Below are 21,686 nucleotides of genomic sequence, written 5' to 3'. Positions count from 1 at the left end.
CGCGTCACTGTCCGCCAGAAGCAGGTCCACACGGGTTCGTGCAGTCTTCTTACGGGTCCATGAAACGTCCGGCGGGGGCGGAGCGCGACCCGCGCCAGCGCCGAAACCGGCTGCCGCCGCTAAGGACGACGGTCCGTGTCGGGCGGTTCCCGGCGGCTGCCGGGCTGCGCCAACTGCCTTCGTGCACCACAGATGAGGTACCCGGGGCCACTCTGACGCCCGACCAGTCGATCGCAAAAACCGTCTGCTTCCAGCTTTTTCCGGCCAAGTTCTAGCCTTGGCTGGACAATGAGTTGCCGTCCCACGGACACCAGTATTCCCACCTGGGCGATGCTGGACATCGATCCTCGTGTGCGTGTAGATGTGGATTCATTGATGGCGGCGCAGCACGATCTGGGGGTTTGCGATGCTATATGGCGAATCGCACCAGGTGGAAAGGCGGACGCCATGAGCGCCCCGCATCTGCCGAAAGTGGCTGGAATCGATCCAGCAGTTACAGCGGTCCAGCACACTGCGGCGTCCACGCGCGCCCGCACCGCCCCCGCACCGGCCCCGGCAGCGGTCCCCGGACCGAGCACCCTGATCCAGGACCGGCTGGCGGGGATGGTCTCCGACCTGACCACCCTCCACGAGCTCACCGAACGCCTCGCCCGCACCCGCGATCTCGACTCCTCCCTCCAGGAGTTCCTCCGTGCCGGAGCAGCGCTGGTCGGCGCCCGTCGCGGCCTGATCGTCCTGGAGCCCTCCGATGGGCTCGGGCCGACGACCACGATCGGCCTCGGTCTCGGCCGCGCGGACCTCGGGCACATCGAGACCGTCCCGCGCGCCGCCACGTCCTACGGCCGCATCCTCGACGGACTCCCCGACGCCGAGGGCGGCTCCGAGGTGCTCCCCGAACCCGACGCCGCCCCCGGCATCGGCACGTACGGCCCCCCGGTCGACCCCCGCCACCGCGAGGTCGCCGCGCGACTCGGCTACGCCGCCAGCTATGCGCTGCCGCTGACCGCGGAGGCCATCGGCCGACTCGGCGCGGTCGTCTGGCTCTACGACGATCAGGTCGAGCCGAGCGACCGCCAGCGCGACCTCGTCGGGCTGTACGTCCGGCACGCCGCCGAGCACCTGGCCCGGATGCTTGAGGTGGAACGGTCCCGCAGCGACCTGGCCACGATCGCCGAGGAACTGCTGCCCAGCCGGCTCCCCCGGATCCCCGGGGTCCAGCTCGCCGCCCGCCACCACACCGGGCCGCGCGGCGGCGGCGACTGGTACGACGCGCTGCCGTTGCCCGAAGGCGCCCTGGGGCTGGCCGTCGGCTCCGTGACCGGCTCGGGGCCCAGCGCCGTCGCCGCGATGGGTCGGCTGCGGGCCTCGCTGCGGGCGTACGCCGTCATGGAGGGCGAGGACCCCGTAGCGGTCCTGTCCGACCTGGAGCTACTACTGCGCCTGACCGAGCCGGCGCGCTGTGCCACCGCGCTCTTCGCGTACTGCGAACCCGCCCGGGGAAAGATCCTCCTGGCCGGGGCGGGACACACGCCGCCACTGCTCATCGGCGAGCACCGCACGGAGTACGTGGAGACCTCGCTCTCCGCGCCGCTCGGGATGCTGTCGTGCTGGGAGGCGCCGAGCGTGGAGATCGAGCCCGCCCGCGGAGAAACGGTGCTGCTGTACACCGACGGGCTGCTGCGGCGCACCGGCGACCCGATGGACCGGGCCTACGCACGGCTGCACGCGGCAGCCGCCGGTGCGCCCCGCGGCATCCGGGACGACCCGGCCGCCCTCTGCGACCACATCCTGCGGACGGTGCTGCCCGAGGAGGACCCGGCGCTCGCCACCGTCCTCCCGGCCGGCTCCGGACCCACGGCCGCTTCCACGGCCGGCCCCGGCTCCGGTTCTCCGGCGGGTTCCGGCTCCCCGGTCGCTTCCGGCTCCACGGGTCCCGCAGCCACCGCGAACGCCAGCGCCGCATGGGCCGCGGAGGAAGGCGGGGTGGAGGACATCATCCTGCTCGCTGCCCGTTTTGACTGATTTATCACACCCGCCGCCGGGCGTCTTCCCCTCGCACATACGATGGATGCGGTCCGCACCCGGTCCTGTCGTAGCTGAGGAGAAGACGTGGCTGACGAGCTCACCCCGGAGACCCCGGAAGAAGAGCAGCCCCAGAAGAAGCACAAGCAGCGCAAGAACGGGCTGTACCCGGGCGTCAGCGACGAACTCGCCGAGAACATGCGCACGGGCTGGGCCGACACCGAGCTGCACGGACTCGAGCCGATCGCCCAGGCCGCGCACACCGCCGCCCGCCGCGCCGCACTGTCCGAGCGCTTCCCGGGCGAGCGCCTCGTCGTGCCCGCCGGGCGCCTCAAGACCCGCTCGAACGACACCGAGTACCCCTTCCGCGCCTCGACCGAGTACGCGTACCTCACCGGTGACCAGACCGAGAACGGCGTGCTGGTCCTGGAGCCCACGGGCGAGACCGGCCACACCGCCACGGTCTACCTGCTGCCGCGCTCCAATCGCGAGAACGGCGAGTTCTGGCTCTCCGGCCAGGGCGAGCTGTGGGTCGGCCGCCGCCACTCCCTCGCCGAGGCCGAGCAGCTCCTGGGCATTCCCGCCAAGGACGTCCGCGAGCTCGCCGAGGCCCTCGCCGAGGCCGAGGGCCCGGTCCGCAACGTCCGCGGCCACGACTCCGTCATCGAGGCGGCCCTGACCGACAAGGTCACCAAGGAGCGCGACGAGGAGCTGCGCGTCTACCTCTCCGAGGCCCGTGCCGTGAAGGACGACTTCGAGATCGGTGAGCTCCAAAAGGCCGTCGACTCCACCGTCCGCGGTTTCGAGGACGTCGTGAAGGTCCTGGACAAGGCCGAGGCCACGTCCGAGCGCTACATCGAGGGCACCTTCTTCCTGCGCGCCCGCGTCGAGGGCAACGACGTCGGCTACGGCTCCATCTGCGCCGCCGGCCCCCACGCCTGCACCCTGCACTGGGTCCGCAACGACGGCGACGTCCGCTCGGGCGACCTGCTGCTGCTCGACGCCGGTGTGGAGACCCACTCCCTCTACACCGCCGACGTCACGCGCACGCTGCCCATCAACGGCACGTACAGCGACATCCAGCGCAAGGTCTACGACGCGGTGTACGAGTCCCAGGAAGCCGGCATCGCCGCCGTCAAGCCGGGCGCGAAGTTCCGCGACTTCCACGACGCCTCCCAGCACGTCCTGGCCGAGAAGCTCGTCGAGTGGGGCCTGCTGGAGGGGCCGGTCGAGCGCGTACTGGAGCTCGGCCTGCAGCGCCGCTGGACCCTGCACGGCACCGGCCACATGCTCGGCATGGACGTCCACGACTGCGCCGCCGCGCGCACCGAGGCGTACGTCGACGGCACGCTGGAGCCGGGCATGTGCCTCACCGTCGAGCCCGGCCTGTACTTCCAGGCCGACGACCTGACCGTGCCCGAGGAGTACCGGGGCATCGGCGTCCGGATCGAGGACGACATCCTGGTCACCGAGGACGGCAACCGGAACCTGTCCGCCGGGCTGCCCCGCACCTCGGCCGATGTCGAATCCTGGATGGCACGCCTCAAGGGCTGACCCCTGCGCCGCAGACCTCCGATGGGCGGGACCTCGTACGCGAGTCCCGTCCATCGGTGCATCCGGCAGCGGCCGCGGGGAGGCCGTTCCGGGAGGCGGGGCCCGGGGGCCGGGAGGCCGGGAAGCGGGGTGGAGATGCCGGGAGGGGCGAAGGCCGCCGACGCTACGACACCTTCAGCAGCGCCCCATCACGCCATTTCAGGATCTTGTCGAAGCTGACCACCGCGCCCCGGCCCGGCCGGTTGCGGAGCCTGACGTGGTCGGCGAGCTCCGCGATCAACCAGAGGCCCCGGCCGTGCTCGCTCTCCGAAGGCTCGGAGGGGCCGGCCGGCGGGGGTCTGTGCCCCGCCACCGTGGCCGCCGGGAAACCCGGACCCGAATCGGTCACCTCGATGCGGCAACAGTCGCCGTCCAGGTAGGCGGTGACGCGATAGGCCGCGCACGCCTCCGCAGCGGGTTCCGCGCCGGCCCCGGCGTGTGACGCCGGGCCTCCGTGCTCCACCGCGTTCGCGCACGCCTCGCTCAGCGCCACCGACAGGTCGAAGGAGATGTCCGGGTCCACCCCCGCGGTCTCCATCGTCCCCAGCAGCAACCGCCTGGCGAGCGGCACGCTCGCGGCTTCGCGCCTCAAGTGGAGAGACCACCAGATGCTCATACGGTTACCTATTGCCTCCCGCGACGGACCATAAGCCCCTGGCAGCCGCCACAACCCTCATTCGGCCGATGCGACGCTCCCGGCCAACGATGTATGCGCGGAACGCGGGTCCACACCGCGCGCAGACACCGGGAGACGCCCACGGAGGCACCCACCGAGACACCGCAGACACCGCAGACACCGCAGACGAAGCCTGCGTACGGGGGGCACTCACGACCTTCCGGACCTGCCGTACGAACGGCCCGAGCCCAGTGCGATGATGGCCCGGCCATGACTGTCCCCCACGCGACGCCCGCCGGAGCCGGCCTCCGACTGATCCGGGCCGCGGTGTTCACCGCGGTCTGCGTCGTGCTGTCCGCGGCCGGGCACACCCTGGCGTCCTGCGCCACCGTGCCCTGGTGGGCCCTCGTCACGGCATTCCTCTCCGTGTTCGCGATCGCCGCTCCGCTCGCGGGGCGCCGGCGCTCACTGCCCGGCATCGCCACCGCCCTCGGGTTCGGGCAGGTCGGGCTGCACACGGTGTTCGGCCTCGGCCAGCACAGCGCCGCAGCCGCCCAAGCCTCCACCGACGCCGACCGGTCGCTCGCGGCGCTCGCCGCCCAACTGGTCTGCGGAGGCAACTCCGTCCCGCTCAGCCCGGCCGACGCCCGACAGATCCTGGAAACCGCCGGGCTGGACCCGACCACCATGGCGGCCCAGGCCGCCGCACAGGCACACGCCGGTCACGCCCACATGGCCCAGGCCGCCGCGGCACCCGCCACCGGCCTGTTCAGCCCGGGCATGCTGATCGGCCACCTGCTGGCGGCGCTCGCCGCGGGCTGGCTGCTCGGGCGCGGTGACACCGCCCTGTTCCGGCTCGTCGAACTGTCCCGCGGCTCGGCCGCAGCCGACCCGGTGCGCCCGCTGCGCGCCGCGCTGGCCTTCGTACGCGCCCTCGGCGCCGGGCTCGCGAGTGCGTCTTCCCTTACCCCGCAGGCATCCCGGACCGGCGTCGCACCCGCCGCGCACACCGGTCGGGAAACACTCCAGCACACGGTGATCAGGCGCGGGCCGCCCCGCACGGCACTCGTCCTCGCAGCCTGACGCGGCACCCACCTCCCCGGAGCCTCCGGCGGAAGCACCGGTGCCGCGAGCTCCGCGCGCGCCCGTGCGCGGAGCCACCTCACCCCTGCTTCCACGGAGTGTTCCTGCCATGAAGACCTCTCACGTCTCCTTCGCCGCCGCCCTTGCCGCGGGCACCGTCCTCGTCCTGTCCGGCACTGCCTTCGCGCACGTCAGCGTGCAGCCCGGCGAGGCGGCCAAGGGCGGCTACGCGACGATCAACTTCAAGGTTCCGAACGAGCGCGACAACGCCTCGACCACGCAGCTGGAGGTCAACTTCCCGACCGACCAGCCGCTCACGTCCGTCATGCCTCAGGACGTCCCCGGCTGGACCGTGACGGTCGAGAAGAGCAAGCTCGACAAGCCGCTCACCGTGCACGGCAAGCAGATCAACGAGGCGGTCACCAAGGTGACCTGGAGCGGCGGCAAGATCGAGCCGGGCAAGTTCCAGCAGTTCCCGGTCTCGGTGGGCAAGCTGCCCGAGAGCACCGACCAGATGGTCTTCAAGGCGATCCAGACGTACGACAACAACGAGGTCGTCCGCTGGATCGAGGAGACCAAGGAAGGCGCGGCGGAGCCGCAGAACCCGGCTCCCGTCCTGAAGCTGACCGCGGCCAAGGCCGCCGACGGCCACCACGACGACAAGAAGCCCGGCACCCCCGACGCCGCCCAGGGTGCGAAGGGCCACGCTGAGGGCCACGACGAGGCCGCCCCGGACGCCTCCGACACGACCGCGCGCGTCCTCGGCGTCGCCGGCATCGTCGTCGGGCTCGGCGGTGTCGCCTTCGGCGTCGCCGCACGCCGCCGCGCCTCCTGACCCGACGCGGCCACAGGCCGTATCCCCGTAGTCAGAACGTGCGCGCCACCGACGCGCCTGCGCTGCCGGAACGCCCGCACCAGATACCCGATCCCAGGGACATCCCTCCATGCGCACCACACGTGTGACGATCGCCGCCCTCGTGGCGGCAGCCGCGCTCACCCTGACCGCCTGCGGCGGTGAGCCCGCCAAGACCGATGCGGTCACCCAGATCACCGGCCAGTCCAAGGCCGGCACCGCAACGGTCCTCGACCGCCCCTTCGACAAGCCGGAGCTGGTCCTGACGGACACCACCGGCAAGCCGTGGAACCTGCGCGAGCAGACCAAGGGCAAGCCGACGCTCATCTATTTCGGCTACACCAACTGCCCCGACGTCTGCCCCCTGACGATGAGCAACATCGCCGTCGCGAAGAAGGCGCTGCCCAAGGCCGAGCAGGACAAGCTCCAGGTCGTGTTCGTGACCACCGACCCCGAACGGGACACCCCCGACTCGCTCGCCGCGTGGCTGCGGGCGCAGGACCCGTCCTTCATCGGACTGACCGGTGACTTCGCCACGATCCAGACCGCTGCACGCAAACTCGGCATCGGCATCGAGGCCGCCAAGAAGGAGACCGACGGCAGCGTCGTCTCCATGCACGGCGCCCAGGTGATCGCGTTCTCGCCCAAGTCCGACGAGGGGTACCTCCTCTACGGCGAAGGCACGACCGTCGACGACTACACCAAGGACCTGCCGAAGATCATCAAGGGAGAGAACCCGTGACCGCCCGCACCATCCGCACCCTCGCAGCCACCCTCTCCCTGACGGCTGCCCTCGCCATATCCGGCTGTTCCTCGGATTCCGGCTCCGGTGCCGCGGCGGACGCGGACAAGCCGAAGATGACGGTCACGGGTGCCTTCATGCCCGAGCCCGTCAACGACAAGATGGCCGGCGCGTTCATGGTCATCAAGAACGACTCCAAGACGGCCGACAAGCTCACGGCCGTCACCAGTCCGCTCTCCGACGATCTACAGATCCACGAGACCAAGGACCAGAAGATGCAGCAGGTCGCGTCCATGGACGTGCCTGCGGGCGGCGAGCTCAAGCTCGAACGCGGCGGCAACCACGTCATGTTCATGGGGCTCAAGAACCAGCCGAAGGTGGGCGACAAGGTCACCGTCGAGCTGCGCTTCGAGAAGGCCGACCCCGTCAAGGTCGAGCTGGACGTCAAGGAACGGACGTACAACGCCCAGAACACCAGCGCCCACTGACGGACCGAGGTACTGACACGCCATGACGGCCATCGCCCCCTCCACGGCCCGCGACCGGACCACGGCACTCGTGCCGCGGCTCGCGCTGGTCCTCGCAGCCCTGCTGGCAACCCTGTTCGCCGCTGCCGCCCCGGCCACGGCGCACGCCGCACTCACCGCGAGCGACCCCCAGGACGGGGCGGTGGTCGCCACGGCTCCCGCCCAGGTCACCCTCTCCTTCTCGGAGCAGGTCGCCATGGGCGACGATTCCATCCGCGTCATGGACCCGCAGGGCAAGCGGGTCGACACCGGCGAGCTGCGCGACATGTGCAGCGGATCCACCATCCGCTACGGCACCGCGCTGCACTCCGGGCTACCGGACGGCACGTACACCGTCGCCTGGCAGGCCGTGTCCGCCGACAGCCACCCCGTCTCGGGCGCCTTCACCTTCTCCATCGGCGCCCCCTCGGCCACCAGCGTCGCCCTGCCCACCCAGCAGGTCGGCGGCGGACCGGTCGGAATCGCGTACGACATCGCGCGCTACGCCGCCTACGCCGGCTTCACCGTCCTCGTCGGGGGCGCCGCCTTCATCCTGTTGTGCTGGCGCCGGGGCGCCGCGCAGCAGCCGCTGCAGAAGCTCGTCCTGCGTGCCTGGGTCACGCTCACCGCCGCCACCCTCGCGATGCTGGTGCTCCGCAACCCGTACACGGGCTCTGGGAAGTTCGCCGATGCGTTCAACCTCGACGGCCTCAAGGCCGTCCTGGAGACCAAGACCGGCGCCTCCCTCGTCTCCCGGCTGCTGTTGCTCGGTGCCGCCGCGCTCTTCGTCGCCGTGCTCTTCGGTGCCTACGCACGCAGGAGCGGGGCGTCCGGGTCCAAAGGGCAGGCGACGAACAAGGGCAAGGACAAGGAAAAGGAAGCGGACGACCTGCTCTTCGGTCTCGGCATCGGCGGGACCGTCGTCGCCGGGGGGATCGCGGCCACCTGGGCGCTGTCCGAGCACGCCTCCACCGGAATCCAGCCCGGCATCGCCATGCCCGCAGACATCCTTCACCTGCTGGCCGTCGCGGCCTGGCTCGGCGGACTCACCGCACTCCTCATCGCCCTGCACAAGGTCCCCGACATCGAGCGCGAGGCGGTCCAGCGGTTCTCCCGGGTCGCCTTCGTCAGCGTCCTGGTCCTCGCCGTCACCGGCGTCTACCAGTCCTGGCGGCAGGTCGGCAGCTGGTCCGCCCTCACCGGCACCAGCTACGGACAGCTGCTGCTCGTCAAAGTGGGCCTGGTCGCCGTCCTTATCGGTATCGCCTACGTCTCCCGGTCGTGGACGGCGCGGCTCACCGAGGCTCCCGTCGGCAAGCCGACCAAGGTCGCCCGGCAGCGCGATGTTTCACGTGAAACACAGCCCGCCGCCGTCACCGTCCCGGCGGACCCCCAGCGGGCCGCCCAGCTCGCACGGCAGCGTGCCGCGCGTGAGAGCGCCCGCGAGAAGCAGGTCCGCGACGCCGACCCGGCCCGGGCGGGGTTGCGGCGCTCCGTCCTCGCCGAGGCCGGGGTCGCCGTCGCCCTGCTCGCCGCGACCACGGTCCTCACCAGTACCGAGCCCGGCCGGACCGCCGAGCGGGCGGGTGGGCGCGAGACCGCTGCCACGGCGGTCCCCAACCGTCCCATCAAGATCACCTTGCCGTTCGACACCGGCAGCGAGAAGGGCAAGGGGGCGGTCCGGGTCGAGCTCGACCCGGGGCGGGTCGGCGCCAACTCGCTCCACGTCTGGGTCGACGACCCCGACGGCAACCCCCTCGACGTCCCCGAGCTCAAGGTCGCCTTCACGCTCCCCGCCAAGGACATCGGCCCGCTGCCGGTCGTCCCCGAGCGCGCGGCCCCCGGACACTGGAGCGCATCCGGCGTCCAGCTACCGCTCGCCGGGGAATGGCGGATCGACGTGACCGTCCGTACCTCCGACATCGACCAGACGACCGTGCAGAAGAACGTGAAGATCGGCTGACCAGCGTGACCGAGAGCAATACCGACATCGAGATCTCCCGGCGCCGACTGCTGGGCACCGTCGGCGCGGCCGGCGCCGTGGGGCTCGCGCTCGGCGCCACCGGCGGCGCCCTCGCGCACTCCGCGCTCGCCGGCTCCCCGACCGATGCTCCCGGCGCCGCGGGAAGCCTCGCCTCCCTCGGTGCCACCCGGGTCGCCTTCCAGGGCGACCACCAGGCCGGCATCACCACCCCCTTGCAGGCCAAGGGCCACGTGCTCGCCTTCGACCTGGCCCCCGGCGCCGGCCGCAAGGAGGCCGCCGCCCTGATGCGCCGTTGGTCCGACACCGCCCGCCGGCTCATGGCAGGCGAGACCGCCCCGACGGCGGACACCGGCATCGCCCTCGACGCGGGGCCGTCCTCCCTGACCGTCACCTTCGGCTTCGGCCACTCCTTCTTCGAGCGCACCGGGCTGGGCTCCCGTCGCCCCACCGCCCTCGACCCACTGCCCGACTTCTCCGCCGACCGCCTCGATGCCCAACGCAGCAACGGCGACCTGTGGATCCAGATCGGCGCCAACGACGGACTCATCGCCTTCCACGCCCTGCGCGCTCTGCAGAAGGACGCGGGGGAAGCGGCCCGGGTGCGCTGGCAGATGAACGGATTCAACCGCTCTCCCGGCGCCACGGGCACTGCGATGACCGCCCGCAACCTCATGGGTCAGGTCGACGGCACCAACAACCCGAAGCCTGCACAGCCCGACTTCGACAAGCGGATCTTCGTCCCGGCCGCCGGCCCCGGGCCCGCCGAACACGCCTGGATGGGCGGGGGTTCGTACGCCGTCGTACGGCGCATCCGGATGCTCCTCGACGACTGGGACAAGCAGTCCCTGGCCCAGCAGGAGCAGGTCATCGGCCGTACGAAGGCCACCGGCGCGCCCCTCAGCGGCGGCACCGAGACCACCAGGATGGCGCTCGACAAGATCGGCCCCGACGGCAAGCCCGTCATCCCCTCCAACGCGCACGCCCGGATCTCCGCCCCCGAGCAGAACGGCGGGGCCGCCATGCTCCGGCGCCCCTTCTCCTTCCACGACGGGATCGGCGCCGACGGCGCCCCCGACGCGGGGCTCCTCTTCATCTGCTGGCAGGCCGATCCGCTGCGCGGTTTCGTGCCCGTCCAGCGCAAGCTCGACCGGGGGGACGCCCTGTCGGAGTTCATCCGCCACGAGTCCAGTGGGCTGTACGCGGTCCCGCCCGGCCCCCGCGACGGGGAGTACGTGGGACAGCGGCTGCTCGAAGGGTGAACAGCGCCCCGGTGGTCGGGGCGCCGGCATTAGGCTGATCACATGTCGGCCACCCGCTTCACCTATCTCGGTCCCGAGGGCACCTTCACCGAAGCAGCCCTCCGTACCCTGCCGGAAGCCGCGACCCGGGAGCTCGTCCCGATGGTGTCGGTCCCGGCCGCCCTGGACGCCGTACGCAACGGGGAGGCCGCAGCCGCCCTGGTGCCGATCGAGAACTCGGTGGAGGGCGGGGTGACGGCCACCCTGGACGAGCTGGCTTCCGGCGAACCGCTGATGATCTACCGCGAGGTGCTGCTGCCCATCGCGTTCGCGCTGCTCGTGCGGCCCGGTACCAAGCTGTCGGACGTCAAGACCGTCACCGGGCACCCGGTCGCCCAGCCGCAGGTGCGCAACTGGCTGCGGGCGAACCTGCCCGACGCGGTGTGGGAGTCGGCCGCCTCCAACGCCGACGGTGCCCGGCTGGTCCAGGAGGGCCGTTTCGACGCCGCCTTCGCAGGCGAGTTCGCGGCCGCCACGTACGGGCTCGTGCCGCTGGTCACCGAGATCCACGACGCGGAGAACGCCGAGACCCGCTTCGTGCTCGTCGGCCGCCCGGCCCGGCCCGCCGCCCCGACCGGCGCGGACAAGACCTCCGTCGTGCTGTGGCTCGGCGACGACCATCCCGGCGCCCTGCTGGAGCTCCTCCAGGAGTTCGCCGTCCGGGGGGTCAACCTGATGCTGATCCAGTCCCGGCCGACGGGTCAGGGCATCGGCAACTACTGCTTCGCCGTCGACGCCGAGGGGCACATCTCCGACCGCCGGGTCAGCGAAGCGCTCATGGGCCTGAAGCGCACCTGCCCCCAGGTCCGCTTCCTCGGTTCGTACCCGCGTGCCGGCGTCGCTCAGAGTGACGTCCGCGCTCCGCGGCCCGGTACGTCGGACAGTGACTTCACAGCCGCTTCCGACTGGCTGACGCGTTGCCTCGACGGCCGGCCGTAGCTCTTCGTCCACTGTCCACAAAGTTATCCACAGGTTCGCGTGCAGACCTGTGGACTAGTCGACACTATGGCGCGACAAGGTCGACAAATCGGTCGGCGGGTTCAGGTTTCGCGCTGGAGAGCGGGAGGTGAACGACGTCACCTCCGCATCATGGATCAACTCTTTGGGGCGAGTAATTCCCACCCGAATGAGTGTGTGATGGCGGTTTGAACTCCGATTCCTCCCGACCACCTGCCGATCGGCTTGGACCTCATCCCGTGTCCACAGATCCGGCACACAGCCTGTGGACAAGTCCATCCCGTGGGCAATTCCTGTGGACAGACAAGGCTTCCCAGCCCTGCTCAGAGAGGTCCCGGATACCCGGGTTGTGTCCCTTTTCAGGGAATGGGCCGCTTTTATTGACCGCGCGAGAACGATCGCATCCGGCCAGTCGGCGGACACTTTTCCATTCTCCACAATTGGGACATAGTGACACGCAGCGTGATATCGATGCGAGTCCAGGAAGCCCAGCCCGGTAGCCTGGAGGGGTGATTGACCTTCGGCTGCTCCGTGAAGACCCTGACCGTGTCCGCGCCTCGCAGCGCGCCCGTGGAGAGGACGTCGAGCTCGTCGACGCACTGCTCTCCGCCGACGAGCGCCGCAGGTCCTCCGGCATGCGCTTCGACGAACTGCGCAATGAGCAGAAGTCCCTCGGCAAGCTCATCCCCAAGGCCTCTCCGGAGGAGCGGGCAGAGCTGCTGAAGAAGGCCGAACAGCTCAAGACGGACGTCAAGGCCGCCGAGGCCGAGCAGAACGAGGCCGACGAGGCCGCCAAGCGACTGCTGCTCCAGCTCGGCAACATCGTCCACGAGGACGTTCCGGTCGGCGGCGAGGAGGACTTCACCGTCCTCGAAACGCACGGCACGATCCGCGACTTCGCCGCCGAGGGCTTCGAGCCCAAGGACCACCTGGAGCTCGGCGAGGCGCTGGGCGCCATCGACGTCGAGCGCGGCGCCAAGGTGTCGGGCTCGCGCTTCTACTACCTGACCGGAATCGGGGCCCTGCTGGAACTGGCGCTGGTCAACGCGGCGATCGCGCAGGCGACCGAGGCCGGCTTCATCCCCATGCTGACTCCGGCGCTGGTCCGCCCGCGCGCCATGGAGGGCACCGGCTTCCTCGGCCAGGCCGCGGAGAACGTGTACCACCTGGAGAAGGACGACTACTACCTGGTCGGCACCTCCGAGGTCGCGCTCGCCGGCTACCACATGGACGAGATCATCGACGCCGACAAGCTGCCGCTGCGGTACGCCGGCTTCTCGCCGTGCTTCCGCCGCGAGGCCGGTACGTACGGCAAGGACACCCGCGGCATCTTCCGCGTGCACCAGTTCGACAAGGTCGAGATGTTCTCGTACGTCACGCCGGAGGACGCCGAGGCCGAGCACGCCCGTCTCCTCGCGTGGGAGAAGCAGTGGCTGACCGGCCTGGAACTGCCCTTCCAGGTGATCGACGTCGCCACCGGCGACCTGGGCTCCTCCGCCTCCCGCAAGTTCGACTGCGAGGCGTGGATCCCGACGCAGGGCAAGTACCGCGAGCTGACCTCCGCCTCGAACTGCGACGGCTTCCAGGCCCGCCGCCTGTCGATCCGTTACCGCGACGGCAAGAAGACCGCGCCGCTCTCGACGCTGAACGGCACGCTGTGCGCCGTACCGCGCACGATCGTCGCGATCCTGGAGAACCACCAGCAGGCCGACGGCTCGGTGCGGGTGCCCGCGATGCTGCGTCCGTACCTGGGCGGGCGCGAGGTCCTGGAGCCGATCACCAAGTGAGTCCGGCCCCGTTTCCGTACAAGCTCGTCGCGACCGATCTCGACGGCACCCTCCTGCGTGGCGACGACACCGTCTCGGAACGCACGCGTGAAGCGCTCGTCGCGGCCACCGCGGCGGGCGCGGCACACATCATCGTCACCGGTCGGGCCGTGCCCTGGACCCGGGGCGTACTGGACGATCTCGGCTACAAGGGGATCGCGGTGTGCGGGCAGGGGGCCCAGGTCTACGACGCGGGGGCGCACCGGCTGCTCACCTCGGTGACGCTGGACCGTCAGCTGGCCGGCCTGGCGCTGTCGAAGATCGAGGCCGAGGTGGGTCCGCTGGCGCTCGCGGCCAGCCGGGACGGGGTGGACGGCGAGGTGCTGTTCGGGCCCGGCTACCGGGTGCAGGAGGGCCTGCCCGCGGTCTACCTGGAGGACACGGCGGCGGTGTGGTCGGCTCCGCTGAACAAGCTCTACATCCAGCACCCGGAGCTGGACGACGATGCGCTGGTCAAGGTGGCCCGGAACACGGTGGGCTCCTTGGTGGACATCGTCATGGCCGGTCCCGGCATAGTGGAGATCCTTCCGCTCGGACTGACGAAGGCCACCGGCCTCTCGTTGGCGGCGCGCCGGCTGGGTGTGAAGGCTGCGGAGACGATCGCCTTCGGCGACATGCCGAACGACATCCCGATGTTCGGCTGGGCGGCGCACGGGGTGGCCATGGCCAACGCCCATGCCGAACTGAAAGCCGTGGCCGACGAGGTGACGACCTCCAACGAGGAGGACGGCATCGCGGTGGTGTTGGAGCGCCTGTTGGGTGCCGCGTAGCACGCAGGACGTACGAGAAGGTCCGGGACAGCCCGCGCCGCACGGCGCGCTCGAAGTGGCTGCCCCGGACCTCTTTGTTGCTCCCCGCACGTCCCACTCTGCCCCTGGCAGACATCCCGTACCAGCGATTTTCCATGCACCCGGGCCGGTGCCCGGTTGGGTCTCACCCCGGCCATGTTTCACGTGAAACATGCGTGGGCTGCGGGTGGCGGGTCAGCGGCCAGGCCAGGAGACCGACGGCGAGCGAGATGGCGTGCCCGAGGTCGGCGAAGGTGCCTCCGGTGAGGAGCGGAATCCCGAAGAAGGCGACGACTCCGGCAAGGTAGAACCAGCGCAAGGGGTTCGGCAGCCGGTAGGTGAGGACCCCAATCGAGGCCGCGAGTCCGTAGCTGACACCCACGTCGATGACATGGACCATGCTGTGCGGAGCCCGGTGGTCCTGGATCGCCATCAGTACCACCTTCTGGCTGACCAGGGTGGCCGTGATGTGGGCGGTGGCGACGATGACGAGCCAGCGCAGGGTGCCGAGCCAGCGTTCCACGGAAGCGTGGAAGAGCTCGAAGAGGACGGCGTACGTCGCGAGCGAGGCCGGGTTCTCGATCCAGAAGGCGCTGGAGAGCAGGGCCCGCACGGGGTGCCGGGTGAGCTCGTAGATGTTGCTGCTGTGCCGGTGGAGCAGGACGTGTTCGAGTTGGTCCGGCGCGGTGACCACGATGACGCTCGTGATGGCGATGATCAGCAGCCATATGTGCGTGCCGGGCGAGGAGCGTATCCAAGACCGCACGGGCCTGGACGGCTCGGGCTCGAGGTGCTCCACCATGCACTGATGATGCCCCGTACGGCGGTGCCCCGCCCGGCCGGTGGGCCGGGCGGGGCAGCGGCCACGGGGCCGATGCGGCGGGGCTTACTCCTCGCCCGCCAGGGTGAGGCGGCGCAGTTTCTGGCCCGCGTAGACGGTGGCGCCGACGGTGACCACCAACAGCAGGATCACCGCGGTGGGCAGGCCGACGGTGGCGTCGACGTAGCCCTCGCCGGCGACCTTTTCAGCGAGGGCCAGCGCCCACTGCTGGACGCTCAGGGTCTTCGCCCCCGAGACCAGGCTGCCGAAGAGCGACTCCCAGATCAGGGCGTAGACCAGGCCGAAGACGACTGCGTGCCGGCTGACGGTGCCCAGCAGCAGGAACAGGGCGCTGTAGGCGATCGAGGCGACGAGGGCCGCCACCGTGTAGGCGACGGCGATCTGCTGACCGTTGCCGTTGAGGATGAAGCCGGCGATCAGGGTGGGGATCGCGGAAAAGGCCATGGTGACGGCGATCGCGACGATCAGCTTCGTCATGATGATCGTCGGGCGCTTCACCGGCTTGGACAGCAGGTAGACGATCGAGCCGTCGTCGATCTCGGGGCCGATGGCGCCGGTGCCGGCGATGACGCCGATGAGCGGAACCATGGTGGCGAGCGCGAAGCCACCCAGCAGGTCGGCGGCGACCTTGTCGTCCAGGCCGGTGAAGGCGCGGACGGCCAGGGAGATGACAATCAGCAGGGCCGGGAGTGCGAAGAGGATCAGCGCACGGCGGCGGCCGAGCAGCGCGCGGTAGGTGAGCCGGGCGACGGTGGGGTTGTACATGGGTGCCAGCTCCTTCAGGCCGCGACGAGGTAGGAGAAGACCGACTCGAGGGACTCGTCGGAGGGCGAGACCGTCAGCAGCCGGATGCCGTGCGCACGGGCGACCCGCGGCAGCAGCTCTGTGAAGCGGCCGAAGTCGACGGCCTGGATGCGCAGGGCGCCTTCCTTGACGTCCACCTCGATGCCGGCGGTGGAGGGGTCGGCGATCAGGGCCGCGGCGAGGGCCCGGTCGTCGGAGGAGCGGACGACATAGCGGTGCGGGCGGTCCGTCATCAGGCGGCGGATCTTGCGGAAGTCCCCGGAGGCGGCGTGCCGGCCTGCGACGACCACCTCGATGTGGGAGGCGAGCTGTTCGACCTCCTCCAGGATGTGGGAGGAGAACAGCACGGTGCGGCCGTCGTCACCCATGCGCCGCAGCAGATCCATGAGCTGCATGCGCTGGCGGGGGTCCATACCGTTGAACGGCTCGTCGAGGAGCAGCACGGACGGGTCGTGGACGAGGGCGGAGGCCATCTTCACGCGCTGCCGCATGCCCTTGGAGTACGTCGAGATCTTGCGGTCCTGGGCGTACTCCATCTCGACGGTGGCGAGCGCCCGCCGGGCGGCCGCATCGTCGAGGCCGTGGAGTTCCGCGTTGGCGACGACGAACTCCCGGCCGGTGAGGAAGTCGTACATGGCCTCGCGCTCGGGCACGACGCCGATCTGCTTGTAGACCTGTTCGTTGCGCCAGATCGGTATGCCGTCGAGGGTGACCGTGCCCGTGGAGGGGGCGAGGAAGCCGCCCATCATGTTGATGAGGGTGGACTTCCCGGCGCCGTTGGGTCCCAGGAGTCCGGTGACGCCGGGGCCGATGCGCATGGTCACGTCGTTGACGGCGACGACGTTCCCGAACCAGCGGGAGGTGTGGTCGATGTCCAGAATGCTCATGGGCGCAGCCCATTCCTTTGAGGGGTGGTGGCGGGCGACGGGAGGGCGGTCACAGCCCGGCCTTCCGGTAGCGGGCCATCAGGGCAACGTAGGAGCCGGCGATGAGGGCGAGGACGACGAGCAGGTAGACGAAGCCGACGCCGGCCGTGGGGCCGTCACCGCCGGGGAAGGCGGATGTGCCGCCGAGGAAGGCGGACTGGATTCCGTCGATCAGGCTGATGGGGGAGAGCAGGCCCATCCACTCGATGGCGCCGGTCGAGCCGGTGTTGTACGCAATGCCCTGAACGGCGGTCACCGCACCGTAGGGGATCAGGAGAAGGGCGATGATGGCGGCCACGCCGAAGCCACGGCGCGGAGTGAGCGCGGCCATGATCAGGCCGAGGCCGGCGAACAACACCGAGAGCAGCAGCACGGAGACCAGTCCCTGGGCGAACCCCTTGGTCTGGTCCGCGAAGTCGAATTTGGCCAGCAGCGAGCCGATCCACATGATCAGCAGTGGTGTGGCGGTGAGGATGAACAGGGCCGAGGCCATCGCCGCGAACTTCGCGAGGACGTAGTCGACGCGCTCGATGGGCCGCGAGAAGTAGAGCGGCACGGTCTTGAACCGCAGGTCCCGGGAGACCGACTGGGGTGCCTGCGAGGCGAGGTAGAGGCCGATGACCACCTGGGTGGTCAGGGCGTACGTCGTGTACTTGATCGGCAGGCTGGTGGAGCCCGGCACCGCGATGGCGATCGCGACGATGATCAGCGCGGGGACGCACATCACCGCGAAGAGGATCATCGGGAGGACCTTGGACTTGGCGGAGCGGCCGAGTCCGTAGGCACCGCGCAGGGACTGCGAGAACAGCGAGGTGCGGGCGTAGGAGCGGCCGAGCCGAGCGCCGTCGTAGGACCGGTAGCCGATGTTGTGGATCTGGGTCGAGGTGTCAGGCGCCATGGGAACCGGCTCCCTTCCGGACGAGCTGCTGCTGGTCGTTGTCGCGGAAGACCTCCGCGATGTGGTGGCGGCGCTGTTCCATGCGGACCAGGCCGAGGCCGAGGTCGGCGACGGTGTCGCGCACGGTGTCGTAGGTGTCCTCGCCGGTGGCCTCCACGAGGAGGATGTGGCCCGCTCCGGGCAGTCCCTGCTCCTCGCCCTCGTGCAGGGTGATGCCCGCGTCGGCGAGCGCCGCGCGCAGGGCGGCGGTGCCGTCCGGATGCGCGTCGGAGTCGGTGACCTCGACGGCGAGGGTCGTGGTGATCTGCGTGAAGTCGCTGGTGGAGCTGGAACGCAGCAGTTTGCCGCCGTCTACGACGACCACGTGGTCGCAGGTCCGCTCCAACTCGCCGAGGAGGTGGGAGGTGACCAGGACGGAGATGCCGAAGTCGGTGTAGACGCGACGGATCAGGCCGAGCATCTCGTCGCGGCCGACCGGGTCCAGGCCGTTGGTGGGTTCGTCGAGGAGGACGAGCTGGGGGTCGTGGACGAGCGCCTGGGCCAATTTGACCCGCTGCTTCATGCCGGTGGAGTAGCCGCCGATGGGGCGGTAGCGCTCCTCGTACAGCCCCACGTGGCGCAGGGTGTCGGCGGTCCGCTCGCGGGCGGCGGTCGGGGGGAGCCCGGACATGCGGGCCATGTGCACGACGAACTCGGTGGCCGAGACGTCGGGCGGCAGGCAGTCGTGCTCGGGCATGTAGCCGACGCGTTCACGGATGGCGCTGCCATGGGTGGCGACGTCCAGTCCGAGCACGGCGGCGCTGCCCTCGGTGGCGGGGGACAGTCCAAGCAGGATCTTGATCAGCGTGGACTTGCCGGCTCCATTGGCGCCCACGAGGCCGGTCACTCCGGGCCCGATGTCCAGGGAGAGCCGGTCGATGGCGGTCACTCGGGGGTACCGCTTGCTCAGGCTTTCGGTCGCGATGACAGTCACGGCTTCGACGTTAGTGGCGCACGGCCCGCAGATCATCAGACCTGGAGCGCCATCCCGTCTCCGCCTTCAGGACTACGGACCCTGACGAAAGGCTGACGAGGACCGGACAAGTTTGTCCACAGGTCCGTGCACGGGCCTTGACGTGCTCTCCGGCCATTGTCACATTCATCAGTGTCAAGTTAAGGGCGCGTACGGTTCTACGGACGGACGGCTGGCATGGCTGGGCACACCAAGCAACGCACCGCGCACCCCTCCGCGGACCTGCGTGGTTTCAGGGAGGTACAGCGCCTCGCGTACGCATGCGCGGAGACCGTCGCAGCGCAGCTGCGGCCGGGCGTGACCGAGCGCGAGGCCGCACGGATGCAGCGCGAGTGGCTGCGCGAGCGCGGGGTACGGGACTGGTTCCACCTGCCGTTCGCGTGGTTCGGGGACCGCACCGCCTTCGCGAACTTCAAGATCCCCCTGCAGTTCTTCCCGACCAACCGGAAGCTGGAGCCGGGGATGCCGTTCATCCTCGACATGGCGCCCGTCCACCGGGGGTACGTGGCCGACATCGGCTACTCGGGCAGCCTCGGGTTGAACCCCGTACAGGACCAGCTGATGTCCGATCTACAGGTGCACCGCCGGCTGATCCTGGAGCAGGTCCGCGAGCGCCGTCCGCTGCGCGAGATCTACGAGAACGTCGAGCGGCTGATGATCCGCCAGGGCTATGCCAACCGGCACCGCGCCTACCCGTTCGGAGTGATCGCCCACAAGCTGGACCGGGTCAAGGAGCGCCGCTGGTCCCCGACGGCCTTCGGCTTCGGAGCGCAGTCCCTCAAGGGGCTGGCCTCCGACGCCCTGCACGGGCACCGCGAGGGCTGGTCCCCGCTGTGGAGCCCTTACCGCTTCTCCGACCACCCGCCGCAGCCGGGCCTGTGGGCGGTGGAACCCCACCTGGGCTTCCGTGGCACCGGCGCGAAGTTCGAGGAGATCCTGGTCGTCACCGACTCCCGGGATGCCGAGGAGAGTGCGTTCTGGCTGGACGACGATCTGCCGCACGTGCGGCGCTGGGCCGAGGAGAAGGCAGCATGAGCGGCAAGGACGGTGGGGACGGCGTGCACGGTGCCGAGGAAACGGGACGACCTGCCGGGGCGGGTCTCGCAGGAGCGCGCGAACGCCGGGTGCACAGCGGCGGGATCGAGCTGTGCGTCGTCGAACTCGGCGAGGCGGACCGGCCGACGGTGGTGCTGGTGCACGGGTACCCGGACAGCAAGGAAGTCTGGTCGGAGGTCGCCGAGCGGCTGGCGGCGCGCTTCCACGTGGTGCTCTACGACGTACGTGGCCACGGTCGCTCCACGGCGCCGGTGCCTCTGCGCGGCGGCTTCACCCTGGAGAAGCTGACCGACGACTTCCTGGCGGTGGCGGACGCGGTCAGCCCGGACCGCCCGGTGCACCTGGTCGGGCACGACTGGGGATCCGTACAGGGCTGGGAGTTCGCTACGGTCGGCCGTACCGAGGGCAGGATCGCCTCCTTCACCTCCATGTCCGGACCCTCCCTGGACCACTTCGGCCACTGGATCAACAAGCGGATGGCTCGGCCCACTCCGCGCCGGGTCGCGCAACTTCTGGGCCAGGGCGCCAAGTCCTGGTACGTGTACCTGCTGCACACCCCGGTGCTGCCGGAGCTCGCCTGGCGCGGTCCACTCGGCAAGCGGTGGCCGCGGATCCTGGAGCGCGTCGAGAAGGTCCCGGCCGGCTCCTACCCGACGGCCTCGCTGCCCTCGGACGCCGCCCACGGAGCCTGGCTCTACCGCGACAACGTCCGGCCCCGGCTGCGCCGGCCGCGCCCCGACGCGTACGCCCACGCACCGGTCCAGCTGATCACCCCGACCGAGGACGCCTTCCTCTCCGAGCGGCTCTACGACGAGCTGGAGCTGTGGGCCCCCGACCTGGTGCGGCGCACGCTGCCCGCCAAGCACTGGGTACCGCGGACCCGGCCCGACCAGCTGGCCGCCTGGATCACCGAGTTCGTCACCTCCTGTGAGGAGCCCGCCGCCCGGGCGCCGGAGCAGAAGGCCCCGGGCAGGTACGCCGACCGGTTCGGCGGCCAGTTGGTGCTGGTCACAGGCGCCGCCAGCGGCATCGGGCGGGCCACCGCCTTCGCGTTCGCCGAGGCCGGAGCCCGGGTGGTGTGCGTGGATCGGGACGCCGAGGGCGCGGCGCGCACGGCCGACATGGCGCGGCTCATCGGTGCGCCCGAGGCGTGGGGCGAGTGCGTCGACGTGAGCGACGAGCAGGCGATGGAGAAGCTCGCGGCGAAGACCGCCGCGGAGTACGGAATCGTGGACGTCCTGGTCAACAACGCGGGGATCGGCCTGTCGGGGCCCTTCCTGGAGACCACCTCCGAGGACTGGAAGAAGGTCCTCGACGTCAACCTGTGGGGCGTCATCCACGGCTGTCGGATCTTCGGCAAGCAGATGGCCGAGCGCGGCCAGGGCGGGCACATCGTCAACACCGCCTCTGCCGCCGCGTACTTGCCGTCCAAGACCCTGCCCGCGTACAGCACTTCGAAGGCCGCCGTACTGATGCTGAGCGAGTGCCTGCGCGCCGAGCTCGCTTCGCGGTCGATCGGCGTCTCGGCGATCTGTCCGGGCATCGTCAACACGAACATCACGGCCACCTCGCGCTTCGCCGGGGTGGACGCGGCGGAGGAGAAGCGCCGCCAGGAGCGCTCCTCCCGGCTGTACGGGCTGCGCAACTTCCCGCCGGAGAAGGTCGCCGACGCGATCCTGCGGGCCGTGGTGCGCAACGAGGCCGTGGTACCGGTGACGCCGGAATCCAAGGGCGCCCTGTGGATGTCCCGGTTCGCGCCGGGCGCCCTGCGGCGGCTCGCGAAGCTGGAACCCAGGCTGTGAGCGGGGCGGCGGCGCAGGGCCGCGACACCGGGCCGGGCGCAGAGCCGGGCCGCGGCTCCGCGCCGGGCGCGCGCGGGGC

19 protein-coding genes are annotated in these 21,686 nt (G+C 70.5%); 13 read left to right on the top strand and 6 right to left on the bottom strand.

Annotated features, from left to right (window positions below; genetic code table 11):
* The first annotated feature begins 330 nt into the window (after positions 1-330).
* Both ABZZ20_RS16090 and ABZZ20_RS16085 read left to right on the top strand, forming a co-directional pair.
* Positions 331-2,022 carry a PP2C family protein-serine/threonine phosphatase gene (locus ABZZ20_RS16090; protein ID WP_356870022.1) on the top strand — a complete coding sequence of 564 codons (1,692 nt, stop codon included), beginning with the start codon at positions 331-333 and terminating at the stop codon, positions 2,020-2,022.
* An 87-nt stretch (positions 2,023-2,109) separates the two neighbouring features.
* The gene (locus ABZZ20_RS16085; RefSeq protein ID WP_356870021.1) at positions 2,110-3,576 is read left to right on the top strand and encodes an aminopeptidase P family protein; all 1,467 of its coding nucleotides are present in this window, start codon (positions 2,110-2,112) and stop codon (positions 3,574-3,576) included.
* Between the two features lie 163 nt (positions 3,577-3,739).
* Here ABZZ20_RS16085 and ABZZ20_RS16080 read toward each other — a convergent pair whose 3' ends face one another.
* Positions 3,740-4,231: an ATP-binding protein gene (locus ABZZ20_RS16080; protein ID WP_356870020.1), complete on the bottom strand. Its 492-nt coding sequence runs from the start codon at positions 4,229-4,231 to the stop codon at positions 3,740-3,742.
* Between the two features lie 270 nt (positions 4,232-4,501).
* On the opposite strand from ABZZ20_RS16080, the gene ABZZ20_RS16075 reads away from it, so the two are divergent.
* From ABZZ20_RS16075 to ABZZ20_RS16035, 9 genes are all read left to right on the top strand, one after another.
* Positions 4,502-5,314: a hypothetical protein gene (locus ABZZ20_RS16075; RefSeq protein ID WP_356870019.1), complete on the top strand. Its 813-nt coding sequence runs from the start codon at positions 4,502-4,504 to the stop codon at positions 5,312-5,314.
* A gap of 109 nt (positions 5,315-5,423) precedes the next feature.
* Positions 5,424-6,149 carry a YcnI family protein gene (locus ABZZ20_RS16070; protein ID WP_356870018.1) on the top strand — a complete coding sequence of 242 codons (726 nt, stop codon included), beginning with the start codon at positions 5,424-5,426 and terminating at the stop codon, positions 6,147-6,149.
* A gap of 109 nt (positions 6,150-6,258) precedes the next feature.
* On the top strand, positions 6,259-6,909 hold the full coding sequence (locus ABZZ20_RS16065) for an SCO family protein (protein WP_356870017.1): 651 nt from the start codon (positions 6,259-6,261) through the stop codon (positions 6,907-6,909).
* The gene (locus ABZZ20_RS16060; RefSeq protein ID WP_356870016.1) at positions 6,906-7,397 is read left to right on the top strand and encodes a copper chaperone PCu(A)C; all 492 of its coding nucleotides are present in this window, start codon (positions 6,906-6,908) and stop codon (positions 7,395-7,397) included. Before ABZZ20_RS16065 ends, ABZZ20_RS16060 begins: the two co-directional genes overlap by 4 nt.
* Before the next feature lie 22 nt (positions 7,398-7,419).
* Complete coding sequence (locus ABZZ20_RS16055; protein ID WP_356870015.1) at positions 7,420-9,378, top strand: copper resistance protein CopC; 1,959 nt, start codon at positions 7,420-7,422, stop codon at positions 9,376-9,378.
* Positions 9,379-9,383: 5 nt separating this feature from the next.
* Positions 9,384-10,658 carry an iron uptake transporter deferrochelatase/peroxidase subunit gene (gene efeB / locus ABZZ20_RS16050; RefSeq protein ID WP_356870014.1) on the top strand — a complete coding sequence of 425 codons (1,275 nt, stop codon included), beginning with the start codon at positions 9,384-9,386 and terminating at the stop codon, positions 10,656-10,658.
* Between the two features lie 42 nt (positions 10,659-10,700).
* Complete coding sequence (gene pheA / locus ABZZ20_RS16045) at positions 10,701-11,636, top strand: prephenate dehydratase (protein WP_356870013.1); 936 nt, start codon at positions 10,701-10,703, stop codon at positions 11,634-11,636.
* Positions 11,637-12,163: 527 nt separating this feature from the next.
* Positions 12,164-13,441 carry a serine--tRNA ligase gene (serS, locus tag ABZZ20_RS16040; RefSeq protein ID WP_356870012.1) on the top strand — a complete coding sequence of 426 codons (1,278 nt, stop codon included), beginning with the start codon at positions 12,164-12,166 and terminating at the stop codon, positions 13,439-13,441.
* Positions 13,438-14,250, top strand: coding sequence for an HAD family hydrolase (locus tag ABZZ20_RS16035; protein ID WP_356870011.1), 813 nt, complete (start codon positions 13,438-13,440; stop codon positions 14,248-14,250). The genes serS and ABZZ20_RS16035 overlap by 4 nt, the downstream gene beginning before the upstream one ends.
* Before the next feature lie 163 nt (positions 14,251-14,413).
* Here the strand turns inward: ABZZ20_RS16035 and ABZZ20_RS16030 are convergent, their stop codons facing one another.
* The 5 genes from ABZZ20_RS16030 to ABZZ20_RS16010 all read right to left on the bottom strand — a co-directional run bounded on the left by ABZZ20_RS16030 (position 14,414) and on the right by ABZZ20_RS16010 (position 18,746).
* Positions 14,414-15,070 (bottom strand): rhomboid-like protein, encoded by a 657-nt coding sequence (locus ABZZ20_RS16030; RefSeq protein WP_356870010.1) that lies wholly within the window; start codon positions 15,068-15,070, stop codon positions 14,414-14,416.
* 84 nt (positions 15,071-15,154) lie between these two features.
* Complete coding sequence (locus ABZZ20_RS16025) at positions 15,155-15,874, bottom strand: ABC transporter permease subunit (protein ID WP_356870009.1); 720 nt, start codon at positions 15,872-15,874, stop codon at positions 15,155-15,157.
* 14 nt (positions 15,875-15,888) lie between these two features.
* Positions 15,889-16,800: an ABC transporter ATP-binding protein gene (locus tag ABZZ20_RS16020; protein ID WP_356870008.1), complete on the bottom strand. Its 912-nt coding sequence runs from the start codon at positions 16,798-16,800 to the stop codon at positions 15,889-15,891.
* A 49-nt stretch (positions 16,801-16,849) separates the two neighbouring features.
* Complete coding sequence (locus ABZZ20_RS16015) at positions 16,850-17,737, bottom strand: ABC transporter permease subunit (RefSeq protein ID WP_356870007.1); 888 nt, start codon at positions 17,735-17,737, stop codon at positions 16,850-16,852.
* Positions 17,727-18,746, bottom strand: coding sequence for an ABC transporter ATP-binding protein (locus tag ABZZ20_RS16010; RefSeq protein WP_356870006.1), 1,020 nt, complete (start codon positions 18,744-18,746; stop codon positions 17,727-17,729). Before ABZZ20_RS16010 ends, ABZZ20_RS16015 begins: the two co-directional genes overlap by 11 nt.
* Before the next feature lie 180 nt (positions 18,747-18,926).
* Here ABZZ20_RS16010 and ABZZ20_RS16005 point away from each other — a divergent pair, with 180 nt between their 5' ends.
* Together ABZZ20_RS16005 and ABZZ20_RS16000 are read left to right on the top strand one after the other, a co-directional pair.
* Positions 18,927-19,784: a M24 family metallopeptidase gene (locus ABZZ20_RS16005; protein WP_356870005.1), complete on the top strand. Its 858-nt coding sequence runs from the start codon at positions 18,927-18,929 to the stop codon at positions 19,782-19,784.
* On the top strand, positions 19,781-21,607 hold the full coding sequence (locus ABZZ20_RS16000) for an SDR family oxidoreductase (protein ID WP_356870004.1): 1,827 nt from the start codon (positions 19,781-19,783) through the stop codon (positions 21,605-21,607). The genes ABZZ20_RS16005 and ABZZ20_RS16000 overlap by 4 nt, the downstream gene beginning before the upstream one ends.
* Positions 21,608-21,686 lie beyond the last annotated feature (79 nt).

The sequence above is a fragment of the Streptomyces sp. NPDC006430 genome, from assembly GCF_040612395.1.
Taxonomy (GTDB): Bacteria; Actinomycetota; Actinomycetes; order Streptomycetales; family Streptomycetaceae; genus Streptomyces.
The sequence above is the reverse complement of the archived record's forward strand: the minus strand, read 5'-3'. Positions and strand labels throughout refer to the sequence as shown.

Bases quoted from the DNA above. Each gene is read 5' to 3' on its own strand.
- ABZZ20_RS16090 (WP_356870022.1), top strand. From the start codon at position 331: ATGCTGGACATCGATCCTCGTGTGCGTGTAGATGTGGATTCATTGATG.
- ABZZ20_RS16080 (WP_356870020.1), bottom strand. From the start codon at position 4,231: ATGAGCATCTGGTGGTCTCTCCACTTGAGGCGCGAAGCCGCGAGCGTG.
- ABZZ20_RS16075 (WP_356870019.1), top strand. From the start codon at position 4,502: ATGACTGTCCCCCACGCGACGCCCGCCGGAGCCGGCCTCCGACTGATC.
- ABZZ20_RS16070 (WP_356870018.1), top strand. From the start codon at position 5,424: ATGAAGACCTCTCACGTCTCCTTCGCCGCCGCCCTTGCCGCGGGCACC.
- ABZZ20_RS16065 (WP_356870017.1), top strand. From the start codon at position 6,259: ATGCGCACCACACGTGTGACGATCGCCGCCCTCGTGGCGGCAGCCGCG.
- ABZZ20_RS16055 (WP_356870015.1), top strand. From the start codon at position 7,420: ATGACGGCCATCGCCCCCTCCACGGCCCGCGACCGGACCACGGCACTC.
- pheA (WP_356870013.1), top strand. From the start codon at position 10,701: ATGTCGGCCACCCGCTTCACCTATCTCGGTCCCGAGGGCACCTTCACC.
- ABZZ20_RS16030 (WP_356870010.1), bottom strand. From the start codon at position 15,070: ATGGTGGAGCACCTCGAGCCCGAGCCGTCCAGGCCCGTGCGGTCTTGG.
- ABZZ20_RS16025 (WP_356870009.1), bottom strand. From the start codon at position 15,874: ATGTACAACCCCACCGTCGCCCGGCTCACCTACCGCGCGCTGCTCGGC.
- ABZZ20_RS16020 (WP_356870008.1), bottom strand. From the start codon at position 16,800: ATGAGCATTCTGGACATCGACCACACCTCCCGCTGGTTCGGGAACGTC.
- ABZZ20_RS16015 (WP_356870007.1), bottom strand. From the start codon at position 17,737: ATGGCGCCTGACACCTCGACCCAGATCCACAACATCGGCTACCGGTCC.
- ABZZ20_RS16010 (WP_356870006.1), bottom strand. From the start codon at position 18,746: ATGATCTGCGGGCCGTGCGCCACTAACGTCGAAGCCGTGACTGTCATC.
- ABZZ20_RS16005 (WP_356870005.1), top strand. From the start codon at position 18,927: ATGGCTGGGCACACCAAGCAACGCACCGCGCACCCCTCCGCGGACCTG.
- ABZZ20_RS16000 (WP_356870004.1), top strand. From the start codon at position 19,781: ATGAGCGGCAAGGACGGTGGGGACGGCGTGCACGGTGCCGAGGAAACG.